The sequence below is a fragment of the Corallococcus interemptor genome, from assembly GCF_003668875.1.
GTDB lineage: Bacteria > Myxococcota > Myxococcia > Myxococcales > Myxococcaceae > Corallococcus > Corallococcus interemptor.
Window position 1 is genome coordinate 1 of record NZ_RAWM01000178.1, and the last position, 15,313, is coordinate 15,313.

The window sequence follows — 15,313 nt, forward strand, 5'->3', positions numbered from 1 at the left end:
CACCATCCGCTTCACCATCTGCGACTTGAATGCATCCGTGTACGCCACTGCGTCCTGCCTGCTCTCGCCCCCAGGCGTGGTCATCCCGGCCACTCAGCCGAGGCGACAACTTCCCTGACACAGGGGGTGATCGCGGTTCTTCGCACGATCGAGAAGTACGGCCCCACGAGGGGCGGACAGTCGTTCGGCGAAGTAGCTTACTTCCGCGTCCGGATTGCCTGCTGCGAGCAGTTCGCCGGATGCATGCGAGCGACGTTCACCTGCGCGACGGAGCGCACAAGGGGCGCACGGCGAAGGGGGAGGAGGGCGAGCGACCCGCGATCCGCGTCGAGAGTACCGGGGCCGTGCCTCCTGAACTCGATCCCGCGCATAGTGCGACGCAGCTGTGGCGGGAGGTCGAAGGCGCTCTTCGGGTGTTCGCCAGCAATGATGCCGACGACGAGAGCCCAGAGCGGGTTGCTACTCGCCGCCGAACGCCGGGCCCGGGTCTTCGATGCCGTACGCCACCTTGCGCCCAACCGGCGTGAGCTGGTGTCCCGCGTGTTCGGTATCAACTGGCTGGCTCAGTCCGTGCGCTCCGTAGCCGAATCCTGGGAAGCGCCGAAGAGCCACGTCGACCGGATGCTCGTGCGTGCGCTGGCCGACCTGCGCCTGATGCTCGTCGAGCGGAGGCGCTGAGCTGCCAACCATCACCGCCAAGAGGCGCGCCCGCGTGCCGTGTGCTCGCTGCCTATTGAGCTGGGCGAAGTCATCACATACGAGCACATTGTCGGGGCGCGGCATCTGGCCTGCTCGGAACACGAGGCAGGTCGACGCCGCAACCTGTACCCGATGCCGTGCGAGCTATGCGGCGTGCGGCTTCGACGTGGCGAAGGGAATCTGACCGTCGTCGAGCAAGCGGCCCCTGACGGGAAGTGACGTCGTAGCTGGCAGGCTACATGCGCCGATCTTGAGAAGTGCCCTCGCGGATGGCAGACGGAGAAACAGAGTCCCTAGCTGCTGAATAGTTGTAAGCAGTATTTCGGGTGGAAGACATCGATCGCGAGGCGTTCAACGAGTCCAATATCCTTCGCTGGTGTTATTGCTAGCCGCACGTAGGTGTATTTCAGAATCCACTCTGCCGCATCCGCTGCGTTGAGCCCGCGATCATGGGCGAGATTTTTCCTGAAGGTTCCGCCTTCGTCTTTAGCTGTGAGATGCTGGGTGACTCGCTTCTTGAGTCTCTGCTTCGCGCCGTGTCCTGATGACCCGATGTACAGAGCCTCGTGGTCCGGTCCGAAGAACAGATAGACGCCTTTTGCGTCCCTATACAGATTAAGTGCACTGTAATTATTGTCTGCCCCTCTTCGAACAAACCGAGCGCAGATAATGCGAGGGCACAACTGAGCTTCAATGAATAGTCTTATCTCTGCTCTCGATAGCATTCGATTCCTCAAGGGCCGAGCGAATCAATCTGACTTTGCGTCCACAAAATGAAGGCTACTGGATAGGCGATTGTAGTCGTGCTCGATCTCTGTTCGGCGTCGCGATGACGCCCCCATCTTCTCTGCTTGCAAGTCGTGCAGGCGGCTTAGAATTCTGTGTGCCTCAATCGCTTTTTCAGTCGGATCGACGCGCGGTGCCTTCCTGTGGAGGTCTTGTAGAGTTCTGAAGAGTTCGTAAGAGGGGGGATTGTCGGCTTGTTGCAGGAGAATTTTTAGGCTCCCCGGTCTGGCGCCAAGCTGCGCATCAAGGTCGCGCTCAGTGTGGATGCTGAGGAGACGATGAGGGGTACTTCCGTTGTAGCTAACGAGTAGATACTGGTGCCCCTTGTACTCTGTCTTCCCCATGATCTCGAAATGGTGCTCAAGGACTTCCTTTATGGTTGGCGCGGGCATTCCTATTCTCGCTTTGTGGCAAAGGGCAGGTCAGGGCTCTTGCGATATCAGTAGCTCAATGTCTGCTTCGTCCTTTGAACGACCTGTAGCTGTTTTCATGCGTATGAGGCCGGCTCTTGAGATAACTCGAACTCGATGATGTCTAATTCTTGCAAGACTGGCGGCCTGCCATTCCTTCTCAAAGTCAACCTCCGGCCTTGGGGTAACGATGTCCGCGCAGAATTCGGCGGTGTAGATGTGACTCTGTTGAGCCGAAAGCGTGAGCCGGTCTGGTGTTGCTGTGAGGAAAAGCGAGAGGCGAGCTAGTGCCTGAAGTGTCTTCTTGGCGTTGCTTGGCTCAGGCTCAATCAGAAGATCTAGATCGCGAGCGACGCGGCTTGCCGCATAGTGACGCACCGCAATCCCGCCAATGATGAGGAATCGAACCGAATGTTCGCAGAGCGCTGCAATCAAGCGTTCATTGCCGCTGGGTATTGTTAGTGGAGATTCCAAGGCGTGTGCTTGGTTGTGCTTGGACAAGATCAAAAACTATTGAGGCTTCTTCGTCGCTCCGCTGATGAGTTTGGGCTCTAGGTACATTACTCCCCCATTCCAGGACATCAGTTCGTTCCCACACTCAGTACATGAGAGTGAATCCTTGTCACGGGCAATCGATTTGAATTTCCGCACGCGAAAAACGGCGCCGCAGTGTTTGCAGGGGACTTCAATTTCAGAGGGCATTGGTAGCTTCTCCGGGTGTGAAGGCGCAGCATACTAGGCTCTGCCTATTCGCGCTCGCCATGAGGCAGGACTCAGAAGTGGATGCCCCGTTGGGGCTTCGTGGGCTACGCATTCCGCTATGGGTGAAATTTCCTCGGACGCTCCCCCCGGCGTGGATTTCCGTTCACTGGCGGAATTCAGGCTTGCTCGGAGCGCGCACACGCTCAAAAAATTTTGAGAAAAAGTGCGCGGCCCTGTGGCGATCTGCTCATGGCAGAGGCGTGATCCTGAACGCAGCGCCCGCTGCGGCTACACCCGCGTGCGCCCATCGAGTTTTGAGGCTCCCAAGGCGATAATTTTAGGGGAAACCTCCACCCCGCCGAGCTTGCTCCCCCAGCAGCCGACAGAAAACTTCGCGAAACCGCACCCATTTAGCTTGGGTGGCGCGGCCAACCAAACGCGCTGAGCAGTGCTTCGCCGTCTGAGGTCACGCAATGGGATTGCTCGACAGGGTGCGCGCCGCGCTGAGCGGCAGCAAGCGCAAGGGGACCGGCTTGGGGCTGAGCCGATGGACTTCGGCCCCGCCACGTCGCGAGGTGCCCGCGCTGCTCGCGGCGTATGCCGAAATGCCGTGGCTCGGGACGATCGTTGACACGGTCGGAGACGCCTTCGCTGGCGTGACGTGGCGTGCCTTCCAGCGGCGAGACCCCACCACTCGGAACGCGCTCGTCGACGTGTCACTTCGCCGGGCCTGCGGTGACGAGCGTCGCGGGCGGTTGAAGGCGCTCGTCCACGTGGCGGGCGCGGTCGAGCTGCCCGACCATCCACTGCTGCGGCTGCTCGCGGACCCAAACGACTACATGACGGGTCGCGACTTCGCGAAGCTGTTCTGTACGCACTACGACCTGACGGGCGAGTTCTTCGCGGTCGTCGAGGAACTCGCGGGCGTGCCGGTCGGCCTATGGCCGGTGCCGCCCGATTGCGTGCTCGCGCTGCCTGACCTGAGCAAGCCGAAGGGTGAGCGCACATACACGGTCACGGCTGGCGGTCGCATGTTCACGCTTCCGACCGCGAGCGTCGTCTACGTGAAGCGCCTGAACCCGGCTGACCCGCTCGGGCGTGGCATCGGGATCGCCTATGCGCTCGGCGACGAGGTCGACACCGACGAGCACGCCGCGCGCTACACGAAGAACGCCTTTTATAACAACATGCTGCCGGGCGCGGTCATCGCGATCGAGGGCTTCAACGAATCCCAGGCAGGTCCCGCGAAGGCGTTCAAGGAATCGCTGGCTCGGGAGTATGGCGGGCCAGCGAACGCGGGCCGGGTGATGATCACGAGCGGCAAGACGACGTTTGCCCGGCTCGACACGCCCTTTCGCGACATGCAGCTCGTCGACTTGCGGCGGTTCCTGATGGACTTCGTCCGGATGGTCTACCGCGTGCCACCCGAGATCGTCGGCGACGTGACGAGCAGTAACAAGGCGACGAGCTTCGCTGCACGCGAGCACCTGGCAGAGCAGGCGACGAAGCCGCGCGCCGAGGTGTTTCTCGCCGCGATCCAGAAGCACCTTGCACCCCGCTTCGACGACGAAGTGATCCTTTCCTACGACTCACCCGTGCCGGCCGACCGCGAGCACCGGCTGCGAGTGATGGGCATGCTTCCGAGCGCGTTCACCTTCGACGAGTGGCGCACCGAAGCCGGGTTCAGGCCGCACCCCGAGCGGACGGGCTTCGCCGAGCTGTTGCCCGGCCAGAAACCAAACGAGCCGCAGGCGACACCGACGCCAGCCGCGGGCAGCTCGGCTGAAGCGAACGCCGAAGCCATCAGCGGCGACTGAGCCACGCGCGAAATCCGCACCCATTTACCGGGTGCGATGCCGAACCCGATCACACGCTCTCTTCAGCTCGCCGCCGTTCGGAAGGATGCGGATGCGCTGACCGCCGTCGAGGCTGGCAGCGGTCGGCGTGTCTACACGTTCAGGGCGAGCGACGGCGACTTCGATCGCTACTCCGACCGGCTGAACGTCAAGGGTTGGAGGATCGACGGGTACAACGCGAACGGCGTCGTTCTCTTCAATCACGACGACGGCGCTCAGGCGGCACTCACGGGAGCTGAGCCGCCGCTTCCCATCGGCAAGGGGCGCGTCTACGTCGAGAACGACGCGCTGATGATCGACGTCGAGTTCGACGACGAAGACGACTTCGCACGCAAGGTCGAGCGCAAGGTCGCGAAGGGCATCCTCAACGCTGTCTCAGTCCGTTACCTGATGCTTCCGGGCCAGTACCGCGCGAACGATCGCGGCGGCTTCGATTGCGACGCTCAAGAGCTGCTCGAAGTTTCGATCGTGACGATCCCGGGGAACGCTCGCGCTTTGCGCGCAAAGTCGCTCGACGGTGAAGGTGAAGACCTCGTCGAGCGTATCGCGAAGCGTGTCGTCGAGCTGCTCGAAGAGCGAGAGAGCAAAGAGAACGACAAGGCTGACGCAAGCGACGAGCAGGGCGAAAAGCCAAACACTGGCGATGAGCCAGCCGCCCCGAACGAGAGCAAGCCCGATACGGGCGAGCCACCGTCTGCCGATGCGCCAAAGGCAGACGATGAGGACGACAAGGCGAAGGGTCTCGACGCCGCCCAAGCCGCGAAGGTCTTCGTCGAGGCGTTCAAGGGCTACATCCGAGGGAGTGACAAGAAATGACTCGCAAGCAGATCGCGGAGATGGTGAAGGCGCTCGGCCCCGAGGTTGCGCGTGAACTGATCGACGCGGCGGCCCGAAGCGCCCCCGGCCGCGTGGGTACAGACAGGGCGACGCGCGAGAGCAGCGTCTACGCGAGCGTCGCAAACTTCGGCGCATTCACGAAGAGCGTCATCGCCTTGGGTCGCCGCACGAGTGCGACCGAGCTGATCGACGCCGCGAAGCGCTTCGGCAATGCCGCCGTGCAGAAGGCGGTTCAGCTCAGCAAGTTCGACTCGGCGGGCGTGCTCGTGCCCATCCAGCAGAGCGGCGAAGTGATCGAGTTCCTGCGGCCCGACGCGGCCCTGCTCAAGCTCGGCGTGCGAACCCAGGCGTTTCGCGGCGAGCTGCACATGGGCACGCAAACGGGGACTTCTGTCTTCAAGTGGGTTGGCGAGGGGGAGACCGTCCCGAGGAGCGCGCCGAAGTACGGGAAGATCGTGCTCAAGGCGCACAAGGGCATGGTGCTGACGGACATCAGCAACGACCTGCTGCGCACGCCGGGGGTCGGCGACGCAGGCGTCGGAGAGGACATCCGCGCCACCGTGGCCGATGGCCTCGACGACGCCGGGTTCAATGGTGACGGCACGGGCGCCGCGCCGAAGGGGCTCTTTGTTCAGTTCGACCCCGCGCACTCGTTCGCTTCGACGGGCACGACCCCGTCGGCTTACCTTGCGGACATAGACAAGGCGGTAGAGCTGCCGCTGACGGCGCATGTTCGCATGGGCACGGCGGCCTGGGTCATCCACCCGACGCGAGCAACCGCGCTGATGCAGCTCCAGGAGTCCGGCCTCTTCCTCTTCCGTGGGGAGATGCTCGACAAGGGGACGATCCGGGGCTTCCCGTTCGTGATGACGACGCGCGTCCCGACGACGCGAATCACGTTCTGTGCCGACTGGCGCCAATTCATCTACGGGATCGACGAGAATCTGATCCTCTCCGAGCACGACACCCGCGCCGAGCACGACGAGACGACCATCCGCGCGATCGTGAAGGGCGACTTCAAGCTGCGCCAGCCGAAGGCGTTCAGCTCGATCACCTACTAACCCGACCGCGTGACGCCGGGGCAGCTCGCACAGTGCCCCGGCTCCGCTCCCCCAACCGAAAGGACTCCCCAAGTGAACGCCAATTCCACCGACGCGGGTGTGCTCATCGCTCCCCGCTCGGGCAACGTGCCCGCCGCGGTCGCCGCTGGCACCCGCAACAGTGCCGCCGTCGACCGGCTCGGCTTCGACTCGTGCGTGCTCGCGGCTCAGACCGGCGCGGCTTCCGGTGCTCCGACGACCCTGACGCTCGCCGCGAAGCTCCAGGAAAGCGCCGACGGTGCGACCGGCTGGGCCGACGTCGCCGACGCCGCGATCGACCCGCTGACCGCCGCGAACGGGATTGCCCGCATCAACGTGCGGTTGCCCACCGCGAAGCGCTACCTGCGCGTCGCCGAGACGGTGAGCTTCACGGGCGGCAGCTCCCCGACGATCGGCGCGAGCAGCACGATCGTTCTGTGCGGCCCGGACGAGATCCCGGCCGTCTGAGCGCCCCGGCTGCCGTCCCTTGCGGCTGGGGGCTAATGGGCAGCAGTCCTCACGATGGCAGTCTAGCGAGTTGCTTGGCTAGTTTGAGAACTCTAGGTCCAGTGGCGCCGGGAGCCAATGCAGCTGGGGTCTCGCAAATCAGCGCAAGCCCAAGTGCGTTCATAGGGCGTGCATCATCGTCAGAATCAAGAACCATAGCGATGATGCGCGCTATCTCGAAAAGACCATCGACGGTTGTCAGTTTGGCAAGTTCAAGCACTTGCGCCTCAGTTGAGCCGAACGCTTTTGCGCAGAGTTTGATCGCGTCTTCAAACTTCTCCTCTTTCAACAGTGTGTGAAGTGCAGTCAGCGTTTTCCCCGCAGGTCCCATGGCAGCCTCCTTTGGCCGACGATTTCGGCCGCAATCGTGAAGCTGGACATATCAGCGGCCTGGATCCCGCTCAATCCGAGCCTTCGCGGATGTTCCTACTCGTTGCGCGTGATGGGCCTCCTTTGTCCCTGTGTAGCCGCGCCGCGCAGCTCCTGAGCCTTCCTGTGCCCCTTCCGACCGACTTGTGCCTTGCCGCTACCGTGGCGGCCGACCTGGGCGTGCCCGTCGACCCGAGTGTTGAGCGTTGCGTCAGCGCGGCTAGTCGGGAAATCGCTCGACTGTGCGGCCGGCATTTCGGGCGCGCGACCGTCACGGAGTATCCCGCGAGCTACGGGCGCCCCTTCCTGTTGCTTGAGCGCCCGCCGCTCGTCGCGATCGTCAGCGTCGTCGAGCGCGGCGAGCTGCTCGACCCGGCCCGCTACACGATTGCCGGGGACCTGGCTGACGGCGGTCTCGTCTACAGGCTCGAGGATTCATGGCCGGACACGGCCCGCGTCGGTGGGCTCGTGACGCTGACGGTCGATCTGCGGCAGGGCAGCCCCTCCGCGCTCGCTGTCACGTACACGGGCGGCTTCGTGACTCCCGGGCAGGTGGCGGTCGACCCTTCATCGGGCCCGGTCACGCTGCCGGCTGACATCGAAGAGGCTGCGATCCTGGAAGCGTGCGCGCTCTTCCGTGGCCGGGGGCGTGACGCCGAAGTGTCCGCCGAGAGCCTCGGGGATTGGTCCGTGAGCTATCGCGAGCGGGCGGAAGGTCAGCGCCTCGCGAGCGCCCGCGCTGAGCTGTTGCTCGCGCCCTACGTGCTTCGGCGGGTGAGCTGATGGGTGGACCCGCCGCGCTCTTCCGACAGCTCGTGAGCTTCGCCGAAGTCACCGGGCGCGACTTCTACGGGAAGCCGACGCTCGGGCCGGTGACGGTCGCCGCTGCTCGCGTCCAGCCGGGCCGAAAGCTGATTCGTGACGCGACAGGGGGCCGAGTTCGTCGCCTCGTTCATCGTCTACACCGCCGCCCCAATCACCCTGCGTCACCGAGTGTGGTTCCCGGGCGATGACCCAAGCGATTTCAACCGCGCCCGCCGCCCCGCTGCCGTCGACGAGCACGCGGACGGGACCGGGGTTGTGCGCTTCCGAAAGGTCTTCTTCTGATGGCACGCGACACCGCAGCCGACCTCGCGGCCATCCTCGCCTCTTCGGGGCTTGAGCTGAGCGCCGGGACAAACCTGTTTCTCGGGCCCGCGCTTGAGGATGACGACGCCACCGTCCCGGACGTGTCGTGCTTCGTCCTGCAAACGGGCTGCGCCCCCCGATGAGCTACGTGTCGAGCATTCGCGGTCGGTGCAGGCCGCACGCTCGACCCTGACTGGATGAAGGGGAAGCCGGGCGGCTGGGAAAACGAGCTGCTCGTCGCGTACCTGCGGCCCACCTGGGGCGTTGCCGCCTACTCCGTGTCGCTCGTCGACGGAGCGTTTCTGTGGGGCGGCAAGTTGCACCGCTGACCCACATAGGACGGGTTCGCCTGTAGGAAAGAGACCCACTGCGCGCCGACCCGCGATGCTAGCCTTCCCCCTTGGGAGGTCATGCACCCTTGCTCCAACCGTTCAGATTGGCCCTAGCGCTTGCGCTCGTCTCGGGAGCTGCTGCGGGGGCTGAGCCGGCACCGGGGGCGCGCGTTGACCGTAAGCGCCCCGTGACCGTCGCCAACGCCCCCACCGATCCGCTGCCCGTTGTCCATGTCTCGGCGGACTCGCCGACGTTGTTCCTGTTCTCCTCGCCGATCCAGCGGAAGACCCTCACCTTCGACGAGTCCCGGATTCGCATCCTGGATGCCGGCGAGCGGTCGATCATCGTTCAGCCCGTGGCCAATCTCGGCGACGGCGAGCGTCAGGAGATCGGGGTCTTCTTCGCCGACGGCCGAGCGCCAGCGCGGGCCGCCTTCGTCCTCGTGACCGACCCGGCAGAAGTGGACTCGCGGATCGACGTGCTGCGTCCCACGCCGCCGAACGAGACCTGTCCGACGGACGCTCACGCTCCGGCGCCGAAGCCCGAAGATTTCGTGTTGCTTGGCTTCGTGGACGGGAAGGGCGTCACAACATCTACCCTCAAAGGCCGTGATGTTCCCGCGCAGGGCCTCGCGTCATCCGAATCGTTCTCCTATCGGGGCAAGGGCTGGATTCTGGTGGACGTGGCGATCTGGAACGAATCCGATCGGCCAGCCTGGACACCACGAGAGGCGACGTTTACGGGGCGTGTCGGCATGCCATTGCGAGCGCGGATCGTGACAAAGAAAAAGGGCCCGATCCCTCCGGGGGAGGAAAGGCGCGTGCTCGCGGTCGCTGAAATTCAAGAGTCAGACGCGAGCCTTGTTTTCACTCTGGAGTTGCGAGGGGACGGGGGCCGCAACTTGACGATTCCCGACGTGCGCTTTCCGAAGCCCGGGGCGGGGGGCACCCCATGACGGCCACGCCAATTGAGACGCCACCAAGCACGCTCATTGACGGATGGCAGGTTTCCAAGGAAATCGGCAACGGTGGCTTTGCCCGCGTCTTCCTCGGAGAGAAGAACGGCAATCGCGGTGCGATCAAGGTGGCGCGTCACCGGGAAGTGAGCGGCGACTTCAAGCAGACTCACGCCCGGACCTTGCGCGAGCTGACGGCACTTCTCATGCTGGATCACCCGAACATCGTCCGCCCGCAGGGGCATGGCTACACGGCGACCGGCAACGTCTATCTTGCGCTTGACTACGTGGATGGCTGGACGCTCGCGGAGTGGTCAGAGCGCAAGCACCCCACGATTCGTGAGTTCCTGAGCGTCTTTGAAAAGATTGCCGGTGCGCTGTCTTACATGCACAGTCGGGGCGTGCTGCATCGGGATTTGAAGCTGCTCAATGTCCTGATCCGCAAGAGTGACGGCGAGCCTGTCATTATCGATTTTAGCTGCGCGACCTACTCGCTCGCCGAAGACCTGACGGAGGGCGGTTTGCCTCCAGGAACCGAACGCTACCGCGCGCCAGAACAGTTCCAATTCTTGCGCGAGCATAAGGACGAGCACCGGGCCCGCTATGCCTTTCAGGTCGCCGACGAGATTTTCGCCGTTGGCGTCATGCTGCATGAGTTGCTGACCGATTCGCGACCGACAGAGTTCCGCCCGCGCTTCGCCCTGAACAGCCAACAATTCGAGCCGCCGCCGCCCCGGCTCGCGAACGCTCGTGTCCCCGAGGTACTGAGCGATCTCGTCGAAAGCCTCCTGGATCGGGACCCCTCACGGCGCCCGGTCGACACGGAAGCACTTCGTCGCGAGTTCGCAGACCTCCGGGCCGACCCTATCGTCGACTACGACGTGCCGGCGCATCCGCCATCGGAACAGCATCCGTCCGAGCCCGACGCACAGGGAGCACTCGGAGCGCCGCTCCCTATCGGCCCCGCCCCCCTCAAGTTGCACGTCGCCCTAATGAAGCGCCCGCACCGGCCGGCAAGGTGGCTCGCGGGCGTTGCGGGTGTCGTCGCGCTCGTCGTGGCTGCGGCCTTCTGGGGCCCATCAGCCGAGAGTCCCGCCCCACCTCCCGAACCGCGCGTCGCTCCGAACCCGCGCCCTCCCAGCGCACCCCATTCACCACCGCCCATAGCAGCCCCTCCTGTTATGTCACCACCTGGTCCGTCGCCCGTGCCAGCCCCCGGGCCGGCAATCGCCGCTGTTCCGAAGGAAGGATCCGCTTTGAAGAACCCCGCCCCCGAAGTCCTGACCCAAGAACGCACATCCCGCATGCCGAAGAAGTCTGTTGCTGCCGCTGAGTGCGCGTCGCTATCGCTCATCGCGGCGCTGGCGGCGGGTTGTCCGGGCGCCCAGATTCGGCCCGAGTCGTTCACCTGCCCGGCTGGAGCGGAACAGGCCATGCGGGAGAATCTCCACTGGACGGACGGCGACAATTTCACACTCTTGCTCGACGACCGCTATGGGCGAGAAGACGTCTGGTTCACCGCTGGCGCGGAGGTAGTGGGGATCGTCCCGAAGGGCATTGGCCGTGAGCGGCAGTTGGAGGTCGCCCCTGTCGGAACACGCTTCTACGGGAGGGCTTACTACCTCTCCGACAAGATGGGGCGTGCGGATGGGCCGGCACTCGTTATCCGGTACGACCGCGTGAAGCTCCCGGGGCAGGACGAGCAACCCATTTGCTTCGTGGTTGAGGCGACGGCCAAGGCGTTCAAGGACGGCAGGGTGAAGTCGTTCAACGGGACCAGCGGAAGCGTCGTGGACCGCTGGCCCTGAGCGCCTCGCGGGTGACGTAGCGGGTAGGTGCTCGATTTCGGCCGCCCTCTCGCAGGATGCCATAGGACCTACCAGGGTAGTTTCCCTGGAGCCCATCCCACGGGTAATATGCTCCCTGCAACGCGTTGGCTTCGGTGCCCGCGCGAGCAACTGGAGGCACGAGCATGCCGGCAATCGAGTTCAAGGTTCCCCGAGGGGCGATTCTCTTCACGACAGGCGGCTTTCGGTACGAGTTCCGCGAAGACCTGGGCGAAGCGCACCACGGGCTGAGCCTCTTCGTCGCGCGCCGCCGGACGCTGGAGGGGAACCACCCCCGAGGGAAGGTGCTGCTCAAGGCGGTTGGCCCCCAGACGGGCCAGGAGGGGGCGCGCGTCAAGCGGGCAAGGGTAAGGCTCGAAGAGCAGGTGCGTCTTGCGACCTTCCTCAACCATCCGGGGATCCTTCGCGTCCATGGGATGCACAAGTCGGAAGGGTGCTGGTACGTCATCACCGATCATCCGTCAGGGCACAGCGTGAGCGACATGCTGACGCTCGCTGCGGAGTGCGGGCGCCGGTTCTCGCCCCTGTTCGCGCTGTACGTGGGTGCGAAGGTGGCTGCGGCCCTTGAGCACGCCCACGAGGCCACGGACGGCGAGGGGAAGCCCCTCAACATCGTTCACCGGGCCGTCGACGTGGGAACCATCTTCGTTGACTGGAAGGGCGGCGTGCAGGTTGCCGACTTCGGACTCGCTCTGTCGGACTTGCCTGGGCGCGTTTCATCCACGGTGCGCCGTCCGCTGGGGGATGCGTTCTACTCTTCCCCCGAAATGCTTCTGACCGGGCGTGTTGATGCACGTTCGGACCTCTTCGCGCTCGGCGTCGTCATGCTCGAAATCGCGACGGGGAGGAACCTTCTCGACGCTCCGGACGACCTGACCGAAGAGGTAAAGGGCTCGCTGTCGGTCAGGCAGCGCGTGCGAGTCCGGCGTGCCATCCGACGGGCCCGCCTCGCGAACAGTCACCCCATGGTTGAAGACGTGATCTGGCGCGCGGCGACCTACTCGCAGGCGGACCTGGACGCGTTGACAGAGAACCTCCCGCAGGGGTTGCGGGTGACGTTGGGCCGGCTTCTTCAACCGAAGCCTGCCGACCGCTACCAGTCGGCGCGCGAGTTGGCGGCGGACCTGCGCCACTGGCTGGGGGACGGTGAGGTCTTCGGGCAGGAGGACGCGGAAGCCGAGTTGCTCAATCTCATGAGGCTGGCCGGCGAGGCGCTGACCGAGCTGGGCATTCGGCGTCCCCAAGGCTTTGAGGCATCCCAGGACGAAATCAGCACGAACTAGGACGGCCCCAGGTGCCATCCCTCACGGCCCTGGGGTTGGCGCCATGTTGCACGTATGTCGCATGAGCCTGCGGAACGGTCTGGAACGGGGCGGGACACCAGGGTACGCGGCGGGATATCGAACCTAAGTCGTTCCGGGCGGTTACGAGGTAGGGGCGCGATTCTGTTGGGAGTTTCGCACCGCCCGGCGCGGGTTCGAATCCCGCCTTCGGCACATCCATGAACTTCCCGCCATTTCGACTCTGGCGCGGCTACGCCATCATTTCCTGATGGCATACAAATTCATGCTGCGTCTGCTCCTGGACCGGAGCGCGTCCATGGCGCTCCCGACGACCGGCGGGCTCACGCGACACGATCATGACCCGTCTTTTCTAGATGGGTGAGGCTCCATCCTACTCCCCGCCCGACGCGGCACCCCATGGACAAACAGCTTTCCATGATTTACATCTATTGCGTGGATGGCGGCTTTACCGGGAAGAAAATTGCCATTCCATGAAACCCAAATCGACAGGGAGCAATCCATGGACGGATTCAAGGGAGCCATCCGGACGTTGGCGGCGGGTTCACTCGTGGCGCTGTTCGCGGGCTGTGGCGGCGAAGCAGGCCAGGAGGACCTGACGGGGGCCGGGGCCAATGACAGTCTCGCCACGGCCGAGCAGGCGGTCTGCGGCCCTCCGGCGGACATCTGGCAGCAGTTCGTGGAGAAGGTGTACCCGCCGGCGACGGTCAAGGCTGTCGCCCACGCGTCCTACTACTACACCACGACAACCTTCTGCGACAACGACCCGGACACGGACTACGTCTTCGTTTTCCGTCTGAACTACAGCTGCAACCCGGACAGCCTCAAGTGGTACAGCTCCGATGGCTGGGCGACGACGCTGCTGGGCGACCTGAACTCCCGCTCGCCAGTCGCCACGGACGACGACGTCCACGTGTGCATCGGTGACAACCACGTCAACTTCCTGGGGGTCAACTCCATCCTGCAGAACATGTACGTCTACGTTCCCTGAAGCCGCGGAAGCCGGAGCCAGACGAACGGCTCCGGCTCCCGTTCCAGCGGCACGCGAGCAACGGCTCCGGGTGCCCTACTTCGCCGCCACTTGGCGGTCCGGCGGCCGGGCCACCGGGCGCTGGGGCAGGGCCTTCGCGGACGCCTGGGCAGCCGCCACGGCGTCCGCGGTGGGCTCCACGCTCGTGTCCTGGAGCGGGGCGCCCTGGCTGTTCGTGTAGACGCCATCCGGGAAGGAGCCCACGTAGAGCTGGGGCGTGGCGGGCAGCGCGTGGGTGAGCACGGTGAGGTGGTTGTCCATCTCATGCCGGAGGGTCGCCTCCTGCGTGCTGGTGTCGTGGGGAGCGTTGTAGAAGAGCACGGAGAACTCCACGCCGACCTGCGTGTAGTTGGGGGCCAGCCATGACGGCGGCAGCGTGGGCACCACGTCGTACTGGTTGACCACGCGCACCGTCGCCGGGTTCGTGACGTACCGCGCGTAGGCCGCCCCCCACGAGTCCGCGAGCCCGGCCTTCGGCGCCGCGAACGTGACCGTCGTCACGCTCAGCGACGGCTGGCTCACCGCCAGGTCCAGCGCCAGGAACTCCGCCAGCCCTCCGCCCAGGCTGTGGCCCGTCACGAAGAGCGTCTGGATGCCGTTCGCCTTCAGCCACGCGAACACCTGCGCCTGCATCGACTGGGGTACGGAGGAGCTGGTGCCCGTGTAGATGCCCCAGAACCCGCTGTGCACCTGCGGCACCGGCGACAGGGACGTCCCGGAGTACGGCGTGAAGGACGTGGTGCGGTATTGCTCGTCCGCGCTCGTGTCCGCCGCCGTCACCGTCCCGCGCAGCGCCAGCATCGCCGTGGCCGGGTCCGCGTTGGAGGTGAACCACAGGCCGAACGCCTCCGCGACGCCGCCCTTCCGCGGCACCCACGCGGTGAGGCTGCCCGCCTGCGTCCAGCCCGAGGGCGCGGAGTATTCCTTTCCATTGAAGGCGGAGTAGGCCGCGACCACGCCCTGCCCCATGCCCAGCACCTGGGTCGCGTTCAGCACGGGCTCGGGCGGCGTGGCGTGAAGGCCCGGCTGCGGACGGGCGGCGGCAACGGTCGAGGTCGTCATGTTCGGCTCCAGGAAGGTGTGGCGGGTGGAACGGGGCGGCGCTTGCCGCAATCCGTTGCCAGGCACCGACTGCAGCGCCCATGCCGCACGCGGCGCCCCTCGGAGGCCCTCGCGGCGAGGGCGCTTCGACGCGTCGGCCGACGCGGCGCCCGACGCAAGCCCACCCCTGGTGACTGCGAACACCAACCCCTGACGGCAGTCACCAGGCGCAAGCCTCCGGGCCCGGGCAAGGCCGCTCATGCTCCCAGCAAGATCAACGCTTTACGCATGCCCGGGCGCTGGCATGCCCGCTGCTATGGGTGTCCTCGTCGCTGAGAGCAACACTCCCTCCCCTTCCAGAAAAGAGACACGTCATGGCCATCCGCTCCGTCCGCAGCCCCTCTGTCTCCGCCCCCTCCGCCAGGCCCACGAC

General features: G+C 64.9%; 16 protein-coding genes. 12 read left to right on the forward strand and 4 right to left on the reverse strand.

The window, feature by feature from the left end; translation table 11 throughout:
* Positions 1-426 precede the first annotated feature (426 nt).
* Complete coding sequence (locus tag D7X96_RS36010; RefSeq protein ID WP_121771771.1) at positions 427-678, forward strand: hypothetical protein; 252 nt, start codon at positions 427-429, stop codon at positions 676-678.
* A 1,229-nt stretch (positions 679-1,907) separates the two neighbouring features.
* On the opposite strand, the gene D7X96_RS39755 is transcribed toward D7X96_RS36010, so the two are convergent.
* Complete coding sequence (locus D7X96_RS39755; protein WP_147468486.1) at positions 1,908-2,396, reverse strand: hypothetical protein; 489 nt, start codon at positions 2,394-2,396, stop codon at positions 1,908-1,910.
* Positions 2,397-2,405: 9 nt separating this feature from the next.
* Positions 2,406-2,597 (reverse strand): MJ0042-type zinc finger domain-containing protein, encoded by a 192-nt coding sequence (locus D7X96_RS41840; protein ID WP_121771772.1) that lies wholly within the window; start codon positions 2,595-2,597, stop codon positions 2,406-2,408.
* Between the two features lie 473 nt (positions 2,598-3,070).
* On the opposite strand from D7X96_RS41840, the gene D7X96_RS36020 reads away from it, so the two are divergent.
* From D7X96_RS36020 to D7X96_RS36035, 4 genes are all read left to right on the forward strand, one after another.
* The gene (locus D7X96_RS36020) at positions 3,071-4,414 is read left to right on the forward strand and encodes a phage portal protein (protein WP_208647433.1); all 1,344 of its coding nucleotides are present in this window, start codon (positions 3,071-3,073) and stop codon (positions 4,412-4,414) included.
* Positions 4,415-4,450: 36 nt separating this feature from the next.
* Complete coding sequence (locus D7X96_RS36025; protein ID WP_121771773.1) at positions 4,451-5,269, forward strand: HK97 family phage prohead protease; 819 nt, start codon at positions 4,451-4,453, stop codon at positions 5,267-5,269.
* Positions 5,266-6,351 (forward strand): phage major capsid protein, encoded by a 1,086-nt coding sequence (locus D7X96_RS36030; protein ID WP_121771774.1) that lies wholly within the window; start codon positions 5,266-5,268, stop codon positions 6,349-6,351. The genes D7X96_RS36025 and D7X96_RS36030 overlap by 4 nt, the downstream gene beginning before the upstream one ends.
* Before the next feature lie 72 nt (positions 6,352-6,423).
* The gene (locus tag D7X96_RS36035; RefSeq protein WP_121771775.1) at positions 6,424-6,837 is read left to right on the forward strand and encodes a hypothetical protein; all 414 of its coding nucleotides are present in this window, start codon (positions 6,424-6,426) and stop codon (positions 6,835-6,837) included.
* Positions 6,838-6,886: 49 nt separating this feature from the next.
* On the opposite strand, the gene D7X96_RS39760 is transcribed toward D7X96_RS36035, so the two are convergent.
* Positions 6,887-7,207, reverse strand: a complete 321-nt coding sequence (locus D7X96_RS39760; protein ID WP_147468487.1) for a hypothetical protein — start codon at positions 7,205-7,207, stop codon at positions 6,887-6,889.
* 200 nt (positions 7,208-7,407) lie between these two features.
* Between D7X96_RS39760 and D7X96_RS36040 the strand changes: the two genes are divergently transcribed.
* The 7 genes from D7X96_RS36040 (at position 7,408) to D7X96_RS36065 (ending at position 13,800) form a co-directional block, all read left to right on the forward strand.
* Positions 7,408-8,028: a hypothetical protein gene (locus D7X96_RS36040; protein WP_244219840.1), complete on the forward strand. Its 621-nt coding sequence runs from the start codon at positions 7,408-7,410 to the stop codon at positions 8,026-8,028.
* A gap of 323 nt (positions 8,029-8,351) precedes the next feature.
* The gene (locus D7X96_RS40360; protein WP_167510918.1) at positions 8,352-8,516 is read left to right on the forward strand and encodes a hypothetical protein; all 165 of its coding nucleotides are present in this window, start codon (positions 8,352-8,354) and stop codon (positions 8,514-8,516) included.
* Between the two features lie 54 nt (positions 8,517-8,570).
* A complete protein-coding gene (locus D7X96_RS41620; RefSeq protein ID WP_279637420.1) occupies positions 8,571-8,702 on the forward strand; it encodes a hypothetical protein in 132 nt (43 codons plus the stop codon).
* An 89-nt stretch (positions 8,703-8,791) separates the two neighbouring features.
* Positions 8,792-9,661, forward strand: a complete 870-nt coding sequence (locus D7X96_RS36050) for a DUF2381 family protein (protein ID WP_121771776.1) — start codon at positions 8,792-8,794, stop codon at positions 9,659-9,661.
* Positions 9,658-11,469: a serine/threonine protein kinase gene (locus D7X96_RS36055; protein ID WP_121771777.1), complete on the forward strand. Its 1,812-nt coding sequence runs from the start codon at positions 9,658-9,660 to the stop codon at positions 11,467-11,469. Before D7X96_RS36050 ends, D7X96_RS36055 begins: the two co-directional genes overlap by 4 nt.
* A gap of 164 nt (positions 11,470-11,633) precedes the next feature.
* The gene (locus D7X96_RS36060; RefSeq protein ID WP_121771778.1) at positions 11,634-12,791 is read left to right on the forward strand and encodes a serine/threonine protein kinase; all 1,158 of its coding nucleotides are present in this window, start codon (positions 11,634-11,636) and stop codon (positions 12,789-12,791) included.
* A 520-nt stretch (positions 12,792-13,311) separates the two neighbouring features.
* Complete coding sequence (locus tag D7X96_RS36065; RefSeq protein WP_120551633.1) at positions 13,312-13,800, forward strand: hypothetical protein; 489 nt, start codon at positions 13,312-13,314, stop codon at positions 13,798-13,800.
* 75 nt (positions 13,801-13,875) lie between these two features.
* Here the strand turns inward: D7X96_RS36065 and D7X96_RS36070 are convergent, their stop codons facing one another.
* The gene (locus D7X96_RS36070; RefSeq protein WP_158626673.1) at positions 13,876-14,901 is read right to left on the reverse strand and encodes a lipase family protein; all 1,026 of its coding nucleotides are present in this window, start codon (positions 14,899-14,901) and stop codon (positions 13,876-13,878) included.
* Positions 14,902-15,313 lie beyond the last annotated feature (412 nt).